The sequence below is a fragment of the Bradyrhizobium sp. SPXBL-02 genome (assembly GCF_051853065.1).
Classification (GTDB): Bacteria; Pseudomonadota; Alphaproteobacteria; order Rhizobiales; family Xanthobacteraceae; genus Bradyrhizobium.
In genome coordinates, this window is sequence record NZ_CP182474.1 from 4,474,090 (window position 1) to 4,490,225 (window position 16,136).

Here is a 16,136-nt window from a genome sequence, read left to right on the forward strand (position 1 = left end):
GCACGCATCCCCTTGGGGGCGGATGGGTGTGGACATGCCGGCAAGATGATCGATGCGACGCATCGGGGTCGTGCCGGGAAAAAACAGGGCCGGATCCACCGGCTGAACTGCGGTGCCCCAAGGCCGAACGGCTGAAGGCGCCCGCGAGATGCAATGACGACCCGGCACGCCCACAACGAGGGGCGGGACCGGTCAAAGAAAAGGACGGGGCAAGACAATGCGGATTGAGCGGCGCCACACCACCCAAGGACAGTCACCTTATGCGGGAATCGACTTCCGCCTGACCACGTCGGAGATTCGCAATCCCGACGGCTCGGTCGTGTTCAAGCTCGACAATGTCGAGGTGCCGAGCGAGTGGTCGCAGGTCGCCTCCGACGTGCTGGCCCAGAAATATTTCCGCAAAGCCGGCGTTGCCGCGCGCCTGAAGAAGGTCGAGGAGGAATCCGTCCCCTCCTTCCTGTGGCGCTCCGTGCCCGACACCGACGCGCTCAATGCGCTGCCCGAGAAGGAGCGCTATGTCAGCGAGCTCTCGGCCAAGCAGGTGTTCGACCGCCTCGCCGGCTGCTGGACCTATTGGGGCTGGAAGGGCGGCTATTTCACGAGCGACGACGACGCCCAGGCCTTCTATGACGAGCTCCGCTACATGCTCGCCATGCAGATGGTCGCGCCGAACTCGCCGCAATGGTTCAACACCGGCCTGCATTGGGCCTATGGCATCGACGGCCCCGGCCAGGGCCATTATTACGTCGACCCCTTCACGGCTAAGCTGACCAAGTCCAAGTCGGCCTACGAGCATCCGCAGCCGCATGCCTGCTTCATCCAGGGCGTCGGTGACGACCTCGTCAACGAGGGCGGCATCATGGACCTCTGGGTCCGCGAGGCGCGCCTGTTCAAGTACGGCTCCGGCACCGGCTCCAACTTCTCGCGTCTGCGCGGCGAAGGCGAAAAGCTCTCCGGCGGCGGCCGCTCGTCCGGCCTGATGAGCTTCCTCAAGATCGGCGACCGCGCTGCCGGCGCGATCAAGTCGGGCGGCACGACGCGTAGAGCCGCCAAGATGGTCGTCGTCGACGTCGATCACCCCGACATCGAGACCTATATCGACTGGAAGGTGAAGGAGGAGCAGAAGGTCGCCGCCCTCGTCACGGGCTCCAAGATCAACCAGAAGCACCTCAAGGCGGTGCTGAAGGCCTGCGTCAACTGCGAAGGCTCGGGCGACGATTGCTTCGACCCCGAGAAGAACCCGGCGCTCCGCCGCGAGATCAAGCTCGCGCGCCGCAGCCTCGTGCCCGACAATTACATCAAGCGCGTCATCCAGTTCGCCAAGCAAGGCTACAAGGACATCCAGTTCGACACCTACGACACCGACTGGGATAGCGAAGCCTACCTCACCGTCTCGGGGCAGAACTCCAACAACTCGGTCTCGCTGAGGGACGACTTCCTGCGCGCGGTGGAAACCGACGGCGACTGGAATCTCAACGCCCGCACCTCGAAGAAAGTGACGAAGACGCTGAAGGCGCGCGACCTCTGGGAGAAGATCGGCTACGCCGCCTGGGCCTCGGCCGATCCGGGCCTGCACTTCAACACCACGATGAACGACTGGCACACCTGCAAGGCGTCCGGCGACATCCGCGCGTCCAATCCGTGCTCGGAATACATGTTCCTGGACGACACGGCGTGCAACCTCGCCTCGGCCAACCTGCTGACGTTCTACAACACCGACACCAAGCACTTCGACGTCGAGGGCTATGAGCACCTCTGCCGGCTCTGGACCATCGTGCTGGAAATCTCCGTCATGATGGCGCAGTTCCCGTCGAAGGCGATCGCCGAGCTCTCCTACGAGTTCCGCACGCTCGGCCTCGGCTATGCCAATATCGGCGGCCTGCTGATGACCATGGGCCTGCCCTACGACAGCAAGGAAGGCCGCGCGCTCTGCGGCGCGCTGACCGCCGTCATGACCGGCATCACCTACAAGACCTCGGCCGAGATCGCCGCCGAGCTCGGCACCTTCCCCGGCTACAAGAAGAACGCCGCGCACATGCTGCGCGTGATCCGCAACCACCGCCGCGCCGCGCACGGCGAGGCCTCCGGTTATGAAGCGCTCAGCGTCAACCCGGTGCCGCTCGACCTCGTCTCCTGCCCGCAAGGAGATCTCGTGGGCCATGCCCAGGCGGCCTGGGATGCGGCGCTCGAGCTCGGCGAGAAGCACGGCTATCGCAACGCCCAGACCACGGTGATCGCGCCGACCGGCACGATCGGCCTCGTCATGGATTGCGACACCACCGGCATCGAACCGGACTTCGCGCTGGTCAAGTTCAAGAAGCTCGCCGGCGGAGGCTACTTCAAGATCATCAACCGCGCGGTGCCGGCCGCGCTGCGCGCGCTCGGCTATCGCGAGAGCGAGATCGCGGAGATCGAAGCCTATGCCGTCGGCCACGGCTCGCTCTCCAACGCCCCCGGCATCAACGCCTCGACCCTCAAGGCAAAGGGCTTCACCGATGAAGCCATCGCCAAGGTCGAGAAGGCCCTGCCGACCGCCTTCGACATCAAGTTCGCCTTCAACAAGTGGACGTTTGGCGAAGACTTCATCCGCGACCAGCTCGGCATCGGCGCTGAAGCCATTGCGGCTCCGGGCTTCGATCTGCTCCAGGCCGTCGGCTTCACCAAGCGCGAGATCGAGGCGGCCAACGTCCACATCTGCGGCGCGATGACGGTGGAAGGTGCCCCGCACCTCAAGGCCGAGCACTATCCGGTGTTCGACTGCGCCAACCCGTGCGGCAAGATCGGCAAGCGTTACCTCTCGGTCGAGAGCCACATCCGCATGATGGCGGCGGCGCAGCCCTTCATCTCGGGTGCGATCTCCAAGACCATCAACATGCCGAACGACGCCACGGTGGAGGACTGCAAGTCCGCCTACATGCTGTCGTGGAAGCTGGCGTTGAAAGCCAACGCGCTCTATCGCGACGGCTCCAAACTCTCCCAGCCGCTCAACTCGCAGCTCATCAGCGACGATGAGGACGAGGACGATGCGGTCGAGTTGCTGCACGAGAAGCCGATGGCGGCGCGCGCCGCGCATGTGGCCGAAAAGGTCGTCGAGAAGCTGGTCGAGCGCATCGTCGTGATGCGCGAGCGCGAGAAGATGCCGGATCGCCGCAAGGGCTACACCCAGAAGGCGGTCGTCGGCGGCCACAAGGTCTACCTGCGCACCGGCGAATACGATGACGGCCGTCTCGGTGAGATCTTCATCGACATGCACAAGGAAGGCGCGGCGCTGCGCTCCTTCATCAACAACTTCGCCATCGCGGTGTCGCTCGGCCTGCAATACGGCGTGCCGCTCGACGAATATGTCGACGCCTTCACCTTCACCCGCTTCGAGCCGGCGGGCCCCGTGCAGGGCAACGACAGCATCAAGTACGCGACCTCGATCCTCGACTACGTCTTCCGCGAGCTCGCGGTGAGCTATCTCTCGCGCTTCGACCTCGCCCACGTCGATCCCAACGAGACGGGCTTTGACGCGCTCGGCAAGGGCGTCGAGGAAGGCAAGGAGCCGGACGAGGACGGCGGCCACCACGCGACCAAGCTGGTCTCGCGCGGCCTCACCCGCTCGCGCACGGACAACCTCGTCGTGATGCGCGGCGGCTCGACCGCGGTCAGCCAAGGCAACGACAGCGCACCCTCAGGCGGCAGCCGCGTCACGGCGCTGGCCGCCCACGGCACCTCGTCCCGCCTCAGTGACACCATCGAAGGCGCCGTCGCCCTGAAGCAGGAAGCCCAGCACGACCTGTCGCCGACGGAGAAGCTCGAGCAGCTGCAATGGAGCAAGGCCGGCACCGCCGCGACCGCAGCCCCCACCAAGGCCGAGCGCCGCGCCGAGGCGAAGGCGAAGGGCTACGAGGGCGAGATGTGCAGCGAGTGCGGCAACTTCACGCTGGTGCGGAATGGGACGTGTATGAAGTGCGATACGTGCGGAAGTACGACGGGGTGTTCCTGAGGTACAACTTTCTTAGGGCAACGTAAAAGGCATGGGCGGCTATTAAGCCGCCCATTTCTGCAATGAAGACGACTTATCTCGATAGCAACGACTTCTCAGACATCTCCGCGAAGGGACTATTGCATTACGAGAACGCCGAAGTGCTGGCTGTACTAAGGCACGCTCGAAGTAGTGGTCAGGCGTCCATTCGATTGCCGCCACCGCTGCTACGCTCCTTACGTCTATATCTTCAGATGCGACGCTCGATTTGGTGAGCATTTGAAGACATGATCTAATCAGAGGACGCGGTACCCGAGATGGAGCGACATACTCCGCATGCTTTAGCTTTTTGAAAAGCTGGGATGGGAGCGAAGCGATACCCATCGCCCATAGACGAACGAAACTGGTAGCTTCGCAAGTTATTAGCGCAAGATATTGATAAGGGCCCACACTTCGAGGATTGAAGCAGTGTCAAATCGGCTCGACGAAGCACGGCAGACAGTACGAACGCTCCTAGACGACCTTGAAACGGTCACGGTCAGAACCGAAGGAATTCTGATGAAGGCCAAACGATTGGCACGTCTAATGCGCGACTCGGATGCGCAATATTGGCTGGAGTTGGAGACCTCGGGCTACCCAAAAGACTCCTTCAAAACTTCCAGCTTGGGCACGTGCGAGAAATACGCAACCAAATCGGGACGAGTCGATTCCGGAGGCAAATACTACGTGCCAAGCCTGCCTCAACTCGAAGCGATTGGGGAAGGATACAAAGAGCGGGCTGACGCCTTCAATAAGCCTGCTGATAAGTCTGTGGTGATAGAGGATTTTCTGGCAAAAAAGGCGACCGAAGATTTCCTTGCAAATCGTGCCAAGCAACAGATTGCCGCTCGAAAACTATACAACGACCACCACGCTCTAGTGGTGGCCCTTCGAGACTCGGTTCACAGCTACGCTACGGACGTTTATATATCCATCGAGTTAGGTGACGCAGCCCAGGACATTTTTGAGCAAGCGAGGAATCGGGTTGACAACTTTATCAGATCCTACGCTCCGAAGGCCGCAGAACAGATCATAGCCGTAAACGAGCGAATGGCAGACGATTCAGCTGAGGCCTTTTCCCATGCCCTCACGACTTGTCGACGACTCCTGCTCACAATCGCTGACGCGATATATCCCGCTCGGTCCGAGCCGTATATCGATGGGAGAGGAAAATCACGTGACGTGGGCTACGAAAGTTACAAAAATCGCCTCTTAGCCTATCTCGAACAAAGCGCAGCAAGCGCAGGCTCACGAGCACTAATCGAATCCGGTCTGGAACACCTGGCCGCCCGCTTAGACGCAGTGAATAGCAAGGTGTCGAAGGGGGTCCACGTAACCGTGACCGAGGAAGAAGCTCGCCTAGCTGTGATCCACACCTACCTTTTCTTAGGTGAAATCGCCCAGGCGACCGAGTAGCCCGTAGAATGGGTAGAGCCCGTGCGAAACCCATCATCTGTCCGCGCGTATGGCGATGAGTTCGCTTCACTCTACCCATCCTATGAGTTGTCTTCGCATCGGAGATCGGCGCTGCTCATCAATACCCACCGCCGAAATTGCCTTTGCGGCCGAGCACTTCCCTCCTAAACTACCTCCACCGCCGGCATGAGTTCCGACGGGCCCGGTAGAAGCGGAGTCAACTTATGCCCAAACCGGAAAGCTTCCCGATCGAAAAGATCTTCGTTCCCACGAAGCAGAAGAAGACCATCAACCCCGAGACCGTCGCGGAGATCGCGGAAAGTATTCTGGAGATCGGACAACAGGCCCCCATTTCCGTTTGGCGCGACGGAGACCGCCTGGTTCTGGTCGAGGGGCTGCATCGGTTAGAGGCCTGCAAGGCGCTCGGCGAGACGACCATTCTCGGCGTCCTGGTCCCGGCCGAGCTTGCTCAACACAAGCCGCAGCTAGCCGAACGCCCCGAAGTCGAGGCAGAGCGCATCAAGATGGCGCGATTGAAGCAGCTGCGCCTGGAGAAGGAAGCCGCCGAGGCTTCGATGGCTGCCTTGAAGGGCGTCGGCGCAACGCAAGCGCCGCGCAGCCGTTCGGCGAAAGGCGCTCGCGACAATCCGAAGGCATCAGCGGACCGGACGGCGAAATCGACACCGAAATCATTGTCGGACTGGATCACGCAGCAGAAGAGCAGCGGCGGGCGTTATTGATTGTCGTCGCCAGAATCTCTGGTGATAGCTCGTAGCTTGTAGGGTGGGTTAGCGCAGCGTAACCCACCTCTGTTCGTATCCGCAGAGACAGAAGCGGTGGGTTACGCCGCGCGAACTGCGCTTCGCGCAGTCGCGGGGCTAACCCACCCTACGAGACTGTGAATCTTTTGTACCGCGCGTCAGACGAATGTGATTCTCTGGGCAGACTGATCTGCTGGAGAGGATGATGGCTGACGACGGACTTTTTGGTGAATTGCCGGAGCAGTCGGCACGAACCGAAGCGGTGCCGCAAGGCGCACCTCGGCTGCGCGAGCCTGTGCGCAATCAGGTCGAATTGCGAGCGGTCGATATCGACAGCCTGATCGGGCAGGATCATCCAGCGCGGGTGATCTGGGCTTATGTCGAAGGGCTGGACCTGAGCGAGCTGGAAGATCGCGTCAAGGCACGGGAAAACAGGCCGGGCCATCCGGCGCCATCGCCACGGTTGTTGCTGGCGCTTTGGCTGTACGCCGCGAGCGATGCCGTTGGCAGCGCGCGGGCGCTGGACCGGCTCTGCGACAGCCACGACGTCTACCGCTGGCTCTGCGGTGGCGTGTCGTTGAACCATCACGGGCTGTCGGACTTCCGGGTCGGCTGTGCCGACTTGCTCGACCGTTTGCTGGTTGAACATCTGGTGGCCCTGAACGAGGCAGGGCTGGTCGATCTGGAGAAGCTGACCCAGGACGGGGTGCGGATACGAGCGAATGCCGGGACCGGATCGTTCCGGCGGGAGGCGACGCTGGATCGGCAGATGGCGCAGGCCGAGGCCATTGTGGAAGAGCTCAAGCGCGAGGTCGATGCGGACCCGGAAGCCAGCAATCGGCGGATCCGGGCCGCCAAAGAGCGGGCGGCGCGCGAACGCAGCGAGCGGGTGCAAGCCGCGCAGGCCGCGCTGGCCGAGATCAAGCGCAAGCGAAAACAGCTCGACGACAAGGGCGGCAATGGCAAGAAGCCGAAGGAGCCTCGGGCCTCCACCACCGACCCGCAGGCCAGGGTGATGAAGATGGCCGATGCCGGCTTCCGTCCGGCCTATAATGTGCAGGTGGCTAGCGCGGCTGGCGAACTGATCGTGGTCGCGATCGATGTCGACAACAGCGGCTCAGATCGTGGCTTGATGCGCCCGATGCTGGAGCGAACGCGCGCTCGGCTGAAGCGCTTGCCACGCCGCTACCTCGCCGATGGCGGGTTCTGCACTGGCGACGACATCGAATGGGCGCATGGCGAGGGCATCGAGGTTTACTGTCCACCGCCCCAATCCAGGAGCGGTGTCGATCCCTTCTTACCCCGGAGCAGCGACGGTCCTGGCATAGCGGCCTGGCGTGCTCGCATGGCCAGCGAAGCCGGCAAGGCACAGTACCAGGCCCGTACCATCTGCGAATGCATCCATGCCCGCTGGCGCAACTGGGACCTCAGGCAACTGACCGTGCGCGGCATCGAGAAGGTCCGTGCCGTCGTGCTCTGGTACGCCCTCACCAACAACATCCTGCAAGGGCATCGTCTCGCAAAAGCATAGATAACCAACAGCCTGACGCCGCCGGCTTCCCCCATCAAGGGGCGATACCACCCCTTGATGCCGAAGCCGAAACAAAACGAATTGGCTCACAGGCTCTACGCACCATCTCCACGCTCGCGCCCGCAGTTCCAGCCTCACGATCAAACTCTCTCCCGAATTCCTACAAATCTCTGCCATCGACCAAAGGTAGAATGCTGCCGGTGAAGCGTGGTCAACAACGCGACTTGCAAGAAAATCTGCACGCGGGCCCGCTTCCGACAATGGAACTGGGAGTTACGCCATGCAGCATCTGCCGAACGACACCTTCGACGTCACCCTCGACCAGTTTGGTCAAATCGCGACCGTGTACGGAGACCCCGGCTTTCCTTCAAGCACGGACGTCGTCGGCGGCAACGACACCGTGACGGCCACCGTCACCGAGCGCAATACGCAACTCACTGTTTTCGGCGACGACCACACGACGCTGCTTGGTCACTCGCAAGGCGGAAACGACACGCTCATTGCCGACATCGGCGGTGGCTGGAACACCGCGCTCGTGGTGGGCGACACCCAATCGATGATCGACGACGCCAAAGGCGGCCACGACACCACCGTCGCGGATGCCTATGGCACCGTCTACACCACCGTTTCGGCCTTCGGCGACGTCGCGGGCGACATGTCGGGCAACGCGCGGGGCGGCAATGACGACATCACCGGCTCGATCGGGTGGCGTGGCGGCGCCAATTTGTTCGCGGGCGATGCCGGCGGTTCCATGATCGACACCTCGCACGGCGGCAATGACACGATCGATGTCAGCGTTCTCACCATCGATGGCGGAGCAACCGTCAGCGGCGACGCGATCGGCGCCATGCGCGGCCTTGCGCAAGGCGGCAACGACAATCTGACCGCCACCCTGGACGGCGACAGCCCGATATCCGGCGCCAGCCTATCGGGGGATTCGTCGACCTCACTGATGGATCTGACCCAAGGCGGCGACGATATCTTGACCGTCAAGATGGCCGGCCAGTACGCGGATGCGAGCTCGTCGGTGTTCGGCGACGCGCCGATCATGGCGGGTCACGCCCACGGCGGCAACGATATTCTCAACGGCAGCGCCGGCCGGGACTTCATGTATGGCGATGCGCGGATCTACACGCCTGCATCACCAGGCTCGATCACCGGCGGCAACGATACGCTGAACGGCGGCGCCGGCGACGACCAGCTTTGGGGCGGAGGAAACGGCGACATCTTCGTCTTCAACAAAGGTTCCGGCAACGACACGCTCAACGACTTCGACCAAGGCAACAAGGCGATGGGCAGCACCGCGACCGAGCACGATTTGATCGACGTGCACGATTACGGCTTTGCTGACTGGACGGCGCTGTCGAGCCAGATCAAGGACAATGCCGCCGGCGATGCCGTGGTTCACCTCTCGGCGAACGACACCATCACCCTCGACGGCGTCCACGCTGCGAGCCTGCACGCGACCGACTTCCTCATCTGAGCGCGCAGGTTGGATTTCGCCGAGCAGACGCGCGAAGCGCGTCTGCTCGGCGTAGCCCGCCTCCGCAGAAGCAAGAATGGTGGATTACGCGTTCGGCAAAAGAGCTCGTGGGATGTGGCAACAAAGGCGGCCATCCGCAGGTATCGCGATCGGCGACTCTTTGCCGGATGCATCGAAGATGCAGCGGCAAAATCTCACCACATGGCCGCCACGCGGGCGACAGCCCACAATCGCGATTTCAGCGCAAACGCGACGGAGGCTCGCGGCTTCATCGATATTCGGGAGCCATTTGCAATGTTGAGTGCGGTGGGAAACAAGCCAACCGGAAAATCCGGCCGGCGCGGCGGCAAGAAGAAGTCGGGACATCGGACCGGGGCCGGCGAGCAACGCGCAAGTGCAGCGCATCAATTGCCGGATACCTCGGCGGAGAACAGGCAAGAGACCGAGCAAAAGACCGAGCAAGAGCCGCGCCGACAGATCAGTGCGGAGATACCGTCGGCTGCAGCCTTGCCGGACGAGGCTTCCGGGATGGAGATCGCTGCAAGCCCGCCCGTCGCACCGGTCGAACCCTTGGAGGCCAGCACGCAGGCGATTGCCGACGCCTATAGCGACTACCTCAGGACGTCACTCGAGCAAGCCTGGAGCTTCCTGGGAAAGCTCGCGACGGCGCGCTCACCCGTCGAGGCGTTTGAGATTCAGATGGCGTACGCGAAGCAGGCGTGCGACTCGTTTGTCGCCGAATCCCAGAAGATCACCGAGTTGCATGAACAATTGACCAGACAAAGGGTCATGCATCTTGAGGGGTTCGTGGCCAAGCTCACCCAGACGACGCTCGAAATCCGCGCGCTACGCCACTAACGGTAGCTGCGTATTGCGGCGCCGGCGTAACCCTCCGGCTCTCCGCGCGCCGAGACGAAAGAGGTGGGTTACGCTACGCGACTGCGCTTTGCGCCGTCGCGGAGCTAACCCACCCTACCCGCTTGAGGACCGCCTGGAGTTCAGTACCCTGACTTCGTGCCGGTGGTCGGCCTCGTGCTCGCGCCGGTGGTTTGACCTGTGGTTTGTCCTGGAGCGTAGCTCGACGCGCCGGGTTTGGTGCTCTTCGAGGCCTTCGCCTGATGCTTCTTCTTATGCCCAGGAGCGTAGCTGGAAGCGCCTGGCTCGCCCTTCTGGGAACCCATTTGCTGCATCTCCTGACCTGGCGTCTTGCTCGATACACCCTGAGCAAACACGGCTGGGGCTGTAGCCATGACAACGGCAGCCGAAAGCGCGATGATCCTTGCTTTCATGTTGTCCTCCTCGAACAAGCCCCCTCAAAGGAAACGGAATGGACCAGCGCCCGTTCCTCTCAGCGAACGCTCATGGTGAGACCAGCAAGGCGATCGCACGACACCGCCCTGTCGCGCATCATGTGCCGGGCCCGCCATAATTTCTCCTTTGCACACGCGTTGTGTCGGACAGCGGCGAGACCTATCCTTGATCGGACTGCCTCCCATTGACGCCCGACCGGATGGAGAGCGCATCGATGCCTGACACGAACGACCCCAAACCCGAGACCGGCAAGACCGATGACGCCAAGCTTGAAACCGCCAAGCCGGACGAGGCACGTGCCGACAGCGGGCTGACTCGGGCCTACGACCGGATCAAGAGCGCCGAAGAAGATCTTGCGCGGTTGGACCGGCTGGTTTCCGGAATGGAACGCAGCAGCGAAGCCCCGCGGACCTCGCACGCAAGCGCCGCCGCCACCGCAGCCGCCACGTCCGCAAACAAGGCGGCGGGGCCTGATGCCAAGCCTCTCAACACCAAGCCTCTAAGCACCAAGCCTCGCGATCAGGGCCTGAGGGGAGACAAGGCCATGATGCGCGCTTTGGTCATTCTCGTGCTGGCGATCGGCCTGCTCGGTGCCGCCGTCGCCTCGCAATACAGCGACGAGGCGACATCGATCGGCAAGTCGATCATGGCGCGATGGGCTCCGCCGGCCGCGAGCACACCCCCACAGGCGTCCGCGGCGGACAATCCGGCGCAGCCGGCGACGGTGCTGCTGGCGGCCGCGGATGAGCCGAGCCCGGTGCCTGCGCCGCCGGCGCCCAAGGACGCGGAAAGCGCTTCCAGGCCTGCCGCCGCGGCGGCCGAGCCGTCATCGTCCGAGCTCGCGCAATCGCTCAAGACCATCACGAGCGAGCTTGCGAACATCAGCGGCAAGCTCGAGCAGCTGAAGAGCCGCAGCGAGCAGACCCTGCGCGACCAAGCCGCCACCATCGAGCAGCTCAGGGGCGCGCAGGAGAAGGATGCGGCGGACAATGCGCGCCTCGCCGCCCAGGTCCAGGCGCTGCAAACGCAACTGAGCGCAACATCGGCCTCATCCGCCTCTGCGGCCGCCAAGCCCGTCGTGCGCAGCGTCGTGAACAACGATGCGCGTGCCCGGGCGCACGTACCAGACGCCCCGCCACGGCGCGCCAGGCCGCCGCGAGGCCCCTGGATGCCGCCGCCCTATATGGCCGGCCCCTATTACGGCGATCCGGATTGGTGAGCCCGTTTCGCGAAGGGCGCGATTGGATTTGAAGTGCCGTAGGGTGGTTAGCCTGCGGCGGCGCGAAGCGCAGTCCGCTGGCGTAACCCGCGATTTCCGCGGAGGCAGATATGGTGGGTTACGCCCTGTGATTGCGCTTCGCGCAATCACAGGGCTAACCCACCCTTACGGACCTACGCTCCCCTCACCGGACTTCGCTCATCGTCACCTTGGCCGCGATCCCCGTCAGCTCGGGCTCTTGCGGCGCCAGCTCCTCATCGGAAGATGGGCCGAACGAGACGTCAGTCATTCTGCGTTTGACCTGTTCGCAGGTCTTGCGAACGTCTTCGGTGAACAGCGCGCATTCTTCGATACGCTTGAAGATCTTCCGTCCTTCTTCCCGATAACCTGCCGCCGTTTCCCGCATGAAGGCGATCGCATCATGAACCTGGGCCGTCAGCGCCTCGCACTTTTGCGCGGCGTCGATCAACTCGGTGCCCATGGCCTCGATCTCTTTCGCAGCGGACTCATAGTCGCGAATGACCGCTTCGGCACTGAGCGCACCGACGCGCGACACGCCCGCGGTGTGCTCAACGTAATCAGGCAGATTAATTGAAGTAATGGAGCTTCCCGACCGGATCGAACTGATATCGGCTTCGAGTTGGACCAAGTTCACTCCGTCCCGTCTGTGCAATTGTTCGACACTTGCCATGACTGTTCTCCCAATACGCGCCCAGAACCCCAAGCAGCATTGGGTTTATTACGGGGATAAGTGCCGTTCTACCTCTATGTATTCTTGACAGTCTCCACTTTGCCATTTTTGCCCAATCGCAAACTCTGCACGCAGAGATGGGCAGGCATCAAACTTCAATTTTCCCGTGTACCAAATGACGTTGTGCCGTAAGGGTGGGCAAAGGCGCCCTCGCGCCGAGCCCACGATCTTCCGATCCGGCCCCAGACGCGTGGCACGCTTCCGCCTTCGCTCTTCGAGCTACGGCGGACAAGTCGCTTTGCCCACCCTGCGAATTGTCGCCTACCACCAATACGGCCAGCGCCATCCCTCATAGCGCACGTAGGACGGCACGAAGGGCGGGCCGTAGGGATCGACCTTGTCGTCCTCGGGGCGATAGCGATAGCGCGGGACGATGTTGTAATCCCACGGCGTCGGCCTCAGCACGGGCGCCGTGACGATGAGCCGCTCTTGTGGGGCGCGAACGACGACGGCTTTCCGCGCCCTCGCTTCCGCACCCGATGTTGCAAGGCTGCTCAGCACGAGCGCCGTTCCGAGCGCAAAGGCGGCGGTCATCTTTGTCATGCGTTGGTCTCCTTCGCTCAAAGAGTGCAAAAGGATGCCACGCAAGGCAAGCAAATTTCGCGCGAGGTGCGGACATCATGGCTGTCGGCTTTGGCGCTCCGACCTCTCCCCGTCATTGCGAGCGCAGCGAAGCAATCCAGAGTCCCTCCGCGGAGACAGTCTGGATTGCTTCGCTTCGCTCGCAATGACGGGAATAGAGCGGCGAGCGTAGTGCAGACGGCGACCGATGCCGCTACGAAACCCTACGCCGCATCCATCTCCTCCGCCGCCCCCGCCACCAGCCGGTCGAGGCCGACCATCAAGAGATCGGCGATGTGCATCAGCTGATACAGCGGAATGTCCGCCTCGCCCTGCTCGGCCGACGCCACGAAGGCCGGCGTGACACTGAGGTGTTCGGCGAGCTGGGCCGTGGTGTAGCCGCGGGCCTCGCGCGTAGCCTTGACGCGCGCGCCGATGCCGCGGCGGTGCCGGGCCTGCTCGTCCGTCGTCATCATCACCGCCTGCTCGTCCGCGCTCGCATAGCCGTCCGCGAACGCGCTGCCGATCAGCCGGCCCTTGCGCCAGGCGACGCGGCAGCCCTTGCGCAGGCCGCTCCTGAAGATCAGCGTGAACTGCTCGGCGACCCACAGCGACGCGTTGAGCTCCAGCCGCGCGCCCGTGCCGGAGACGTCGCGGATCGTGCAGGGCACGGTGACGGTGCTGCCGCTGCCATTGTCGAATTCGACGATACCGGTCCTCAGCGTGTGATGCCTGACTGCGGCGCGATGATCGCTCATGACGGCTCCCGAAGCGCAATTCTTATCGGGGCGAAGATAGCGCGGAATTTTGGCTCAACTCCTAAACGTCGGGCGAAACGGCGGGGACCGGACGGCATGGTAAAGAAATTCCTCCCCACCTGCGAAAGTCACTCGCGCGCGCGTCGCAGGGCCTCTCCCAGCTTCTTCCTCTGCTTGTCCCAGCGCTCCTGCTCGGCCTCGGCGCGCGCATCGAGCGCGGCGCGCTCGGCTTCGATCGCCTCGGCCTTAACGTCATGCTCGCGCCTTGCCTTGTCGAGCGCGGCTTCCGCAGCAGTAACCGCCTTGTCGCGGCGTGCGCGCTCCCTGGCGCGGGCGGCCTCTTCCTTGGCACGCTCTGCCTCGCGCCGTCGCTCCTCCTTCTCGAACGCCGCCGCGGCCTTGCGGGCCGCCGCATCATCGATCGCGCGCGATGCTGTCCGGGCCGCCTTGGCAGGACCCTTCTGCGATCCCGATTTGATCTTCGACTTTCTCCTGGGCCTCGTCTCGCCCTCGCCGAGATCGGTCGGAAGCTCCGCGCTTTCGGTGAACGGGCCATCCGAGCCGACCGGGCGCCTGAGCACGACACCCGGCTTTGCCATGGTCGCGGCGACGATGTCGGGGTCGTCCGTCTCCTTGGCAACGCCTTGATGGAACAGATTGGAGCTGGCGCCCCAGGCGGCAAGCGCCGCCTTCATGGAGGGCGCGGCGATCGCCTGATCGTAGAAGCCGAGCGAGGTCTGGTAGGTCTTCAGTTTTCTTTTCAGCTGTTTTGCCATCTCGCCCCGATCGTAGCTCGCCGCTCGCCAGCGATGTAGCCCGCACTACGAGCTTCCAAGCAGCGCATCATAGCCTTGCGCGCTGAACGCCAGCAGACAGAAGCCGTGCCCGAACGGATCGGCCAGCATCGCGATCCGCCCATAGGGCGCATCGCGCGCGCCCACCTCGAGGATCGCACCCGCAGCGAGCGCACGCGCGACGGCTGCGTCGACATCGTCGACGACGACGTCGATATGCACCGGCGTCCAGTGCCGCTCATAGCGGCGACGATCGCCGCCGGCGCCGACCGTGCCGGCCTGCTTGGTCAGGAGATACACCGGCGCCGGCCAGCCGTTGAGCTCGACGAAGTCGGCGCCGAAGCGGCGGCCGACCGTGAGGCCAAAGGCTTCGGTGTAGAACGTCGTGGCTTTCGCCACGTCGGGAACATCGATGTTGAGAAGGAAGCTCATGAGGGGCTCGTCGCAGATTGCGAAGCGAGCCTAGCCCGGATGGAGCGCAAGCGTAATCCGGGATGGTGCCGCACCCGACGGCCGTGATGAATCCCCCCGCAACGGACGAACGCCACCATGGCATCATGCCATTGTTTTGCCCGACGGGTCAAATGTTTCGTTCGGGATTACCGAATATAAACAAAGCCCCAGGATTCCAAAGGCATGTCTACTGTGCATGGGGTTGTTTTTCGAAAAACTTCTTGCTTGGCCGCGCCCTCACTCGCCATGTTCGTCGCGCGTTTCTCGGTGATATCGCACCGGCAGGTAACGCTCGGCCCACGCCGTTGGCAGCTTTTCCTTGCTTTCCCGGTTCCCGCCTCTACGGTCGCGCCGCGAACGAACCCGCGAGACAAGACCCGTCATGACCGACACGATGAAATGCCCGACCTGCAATTCCGAGCACGCCTATCAGGACCGCGATCTCTGGGTCTGCCCGGAATGCGGCCATGAATGGAGCGGCGCAGCGGAAGCGGCTGCAGACACGGCGCAGGATGCGGGCGTGCGCGATGCCAACGGCAATGTGCTTGCCGACGGCGACAGTGTCATCGTGATCAAGGATCTCAAGATCAAGGGCTCGTCCTCGGTGGTCAAGGGCGGCACCAAGGTGCGCAACATCCGCCTGCAGGACGCCAGCGACGGCCACAACATCGCCTGCAAGATCGACGGCATCGGCGCGATGAATCTGAAGTCGGAGTTCGTGAGGAAGGCCTAGCTCGCGCTCCAGGGGCGGCGCTCAGCCACCGAGCACGTTGCCCCAGCCATCGAACAGATAGGTCTTCCAGGCCACAGTCCCATCCGCGCCGGGCCGGCTGGCGCTGCGGTAGTCGTCGGCCTGATCGGCGGTCCAGGTAATGATCGTGTCGGAGAGACGATCGTGCAGGATGGCGGGCTCGGTGGGGTCGAAGGCGTCCATGGGACGAAGCGAGGGATGCGTCATGGCGCCTCCAACGCACCAGCAGCAACAAAGTTGCGGCAATGCCGCATGGAACCGGGCGTTGCACCTCGGCAACACCTGCCTCGAAAAGCCCGCAACCGCCGATTTGCGCCATTGCGCCGCCACAACGTGGCCCG

The 16,136-nt window shown here is 63.1% G+C and carries 15 protein-coding genes; 8 read left to right on the top strand and 7 right to left on the bottom strand.

The features are described 5' to 3' along the window. Positions 1 to 217 precede the first annotated feature (217 nt). The 6 genes from ACNJYD_RS20915 (at position 218) to ACNJYD_RS20940 (ending at position 10,055) form a co-directional block, all read left to right on the top strand. Complete coding sequence (locus ACNJYD_RS20915) at positions 218 to 3,988, top strand: vitamin B12-dependent ribonucleotide reductase (protein WP_439363188.1); 3,771 nt, start codon at positions 218 to 220, stop codon at positions 3,986 to 3,988. Positions 3,989 to 4,525: 537 nt separating this feature from the next. Further along, positions 4,526 to 5,422: a hypothetical protein gene (locus tag ACNJYD_RS20920; protein ID WP_439363189.1), complete on the top strand. Its 897-nt coding sequence runs from the start codon at positions 4,526 to 4,528 to the stop codon at positions 5,420 to 5,422. 224 nt (positions 5,423 to 5,646) lie between these two features. Next, positions 5,647 to 6,162 (top strand): ParB N-terminal domain-containing protein, encoded by a 516-nt coding sequence (locus ACNJYD_RS20925; protein ID WP_439363190.1) that lies wholly within the window; start codon positions 5,647 to 5,649, stop codon positions 6,160 to 6,162. A 223-nt stretch (positions 6,163 to 6,385) separates the two neighbouring features. Beyond that, entirely contained in the window at positions 6,386 to 7,714 is a 1,329-nt protein-coding gene (locus tag ACNJYD_RS20930; RefSeq protein WP_212257604.1) for an IS1182 family transposase, read from the top strand. Positions 7,715 to 7,994: 280 nt separating this feature from the next. Further along, a complete protein-coding gene (locus ACNJYD_RS20935) occupies positions 7,995 to 9,197 on the top strand; it encodes a calcium-binding protein (RefSeq protein WP_439363191.1) in 1,203 nt (400 codons plus the stop codon). Between the two features lie 9 nt (positions 9,198 to 9,206). Continuing rightward, on the top strand, positions 9,207 to 10,055 hold the full coding sequence (locus tag ACNJYD_RS20940; protein ID WP_439363192.1) for a phasin family protein: 849 nt from the start codon (positions 9,207 to 9,209) through the stop codon (positions 10,053 to 10,055). 140 nt (positions 10,056 to 10,195) lie between these two features. On the opposite strand, the gene ACNJYD_RS20945 is transcribed toward ACNJYD_RS20940, so the two are convergent. Further along, the gene (locus tag ACNJYD_RS20945) at positions 10,196 to 10,486 is read right to left on the bottom strand and encodes a hypothetical protein (protein ID WP_172788636.1); all 291 of its coding nucleotides are present in this window, start codon (positions 10,484 to 10,486) and stop codon (positions 10,196 to 10,198) included. 236 nt (positions 10,487 to 10,722) lie between these two features. Between ACNJYD_RS20945 and ACNJYD_RS20950 the strand changes: the two genes are divergently transcribed. Continuing rightward, positions 10,723 to 11,727, top strand: a complete 1,005-nt coding sequence (locus tag ACNJYD_RS20950; protein ID WP_439363193.1) for a hypothetical protein — start codon at positions 10,723 to 10,725, stop codon at positions 11,725 to 11,727. 184 nt (positions 11,728 to 11,911) lie between these two features. On the opposite strand, the gene ACNJYD_RS20955 is transcribed toward ACNJYD_RS20950, so the two are convergent. From ACNJYD_RS20955 to ACNJYD_RS20975, 5 genes are all read right to left on the bottom strand, one after another. Further along, entirely contained in the window at positions 11,912 to 12,418 is a 507-nt protein-coding gene (locus ACNJYD_RS20955) for a hypothetical protein (protein WP_172788635.1), read from the bottom strand. A 321-nt stretch (positions 12,419 to 12,739) separates the two neighbouring features. Then, a complete protein-coding gene (locus ACNJYD_RS20960; RefSeq protein WP_172788634.1) occupies positions 12,740 to 13,021 on the bottom strand; it encodes a hypothetical protein in 282 nt (93 codons plus the stop codon). A gap of 242 nt (positions 13,022 to 13,263) precedes the next feature. Further along, positions 13,264 to 13,797 carry a helix-turn-helix domain-containing protein gene (locus tag ACNJYD_RS20965; protein ID WP_439363194.1) on the bottom strand — a complete coding sequence of 178 codons (534 nt, stop codon included), beginning with the start codon at positions 13,795 to 13,797 and terminating at the stop codon, positions 13,264 to 13,266. A 128-nt stretch (positions 13,798 to 13,925) separates the two neighbouring features. After that, positions 13,926 to 14,573 (bottom strand): cell envelope biogenesis protein TolA, encoded by a 648-nt coding sequence (locus tag ACNJYD_RS20970; RefSeq protein ID WP_439363195.1) that lies wholly within the window; start codon positions 14,571 to 14,573, stop codon positions 13,926 to 13,928. Positions 14,574 to 14,618: 45 nt separating this feature from the next. Further along, positions 14,619 to 15,023, bottom strand: a complete 405-nt coding sequence (locus tag ACNJYD_RS20975; RefSeq protein ID WP_212258483.1) for a VOC family protein — start codon at positions 15,021 to 15,023, stop codon at positions 14,619 to 14,621. Positions 15,024 to 15,426: 403 nt separating this feature from the next. On the opposite strand from ACNJYD_RS20975, the gene ACNJYD_RS20980 reads away from it, so the two are divergent. Then, positions 15,427 to 15,777: a zinc ribbon domain-containing protein YjdM gene (locus ACNJYD_RS20980; protein ID WP_100234511.1), complete on the top strand. Its 351-nt coding sequence runs from the start codon at positions 15,427 to 15,429 to the stop codon at positions 15,775 to 15,777. A 21-nt stretch (positions 15,778 to 15,798) separates the two neighbouring features. On the opposite strand, the gene ACNJYD_RS20985 is transcribed toward ACNJYD_RS20980, so the two are convergent. Beyond that, entirely contained in the window at positions 15,799 to 16,002 is a 204-nt protein-coding gene (locus ACNJYD_RS20985; RefSeq protein ID WP_439363196.1) for a hypothetical protein, read from the bottom strand. Between the last annotated feature and the right edge of the window lie 134 nt (positions 16,003 to 16,136).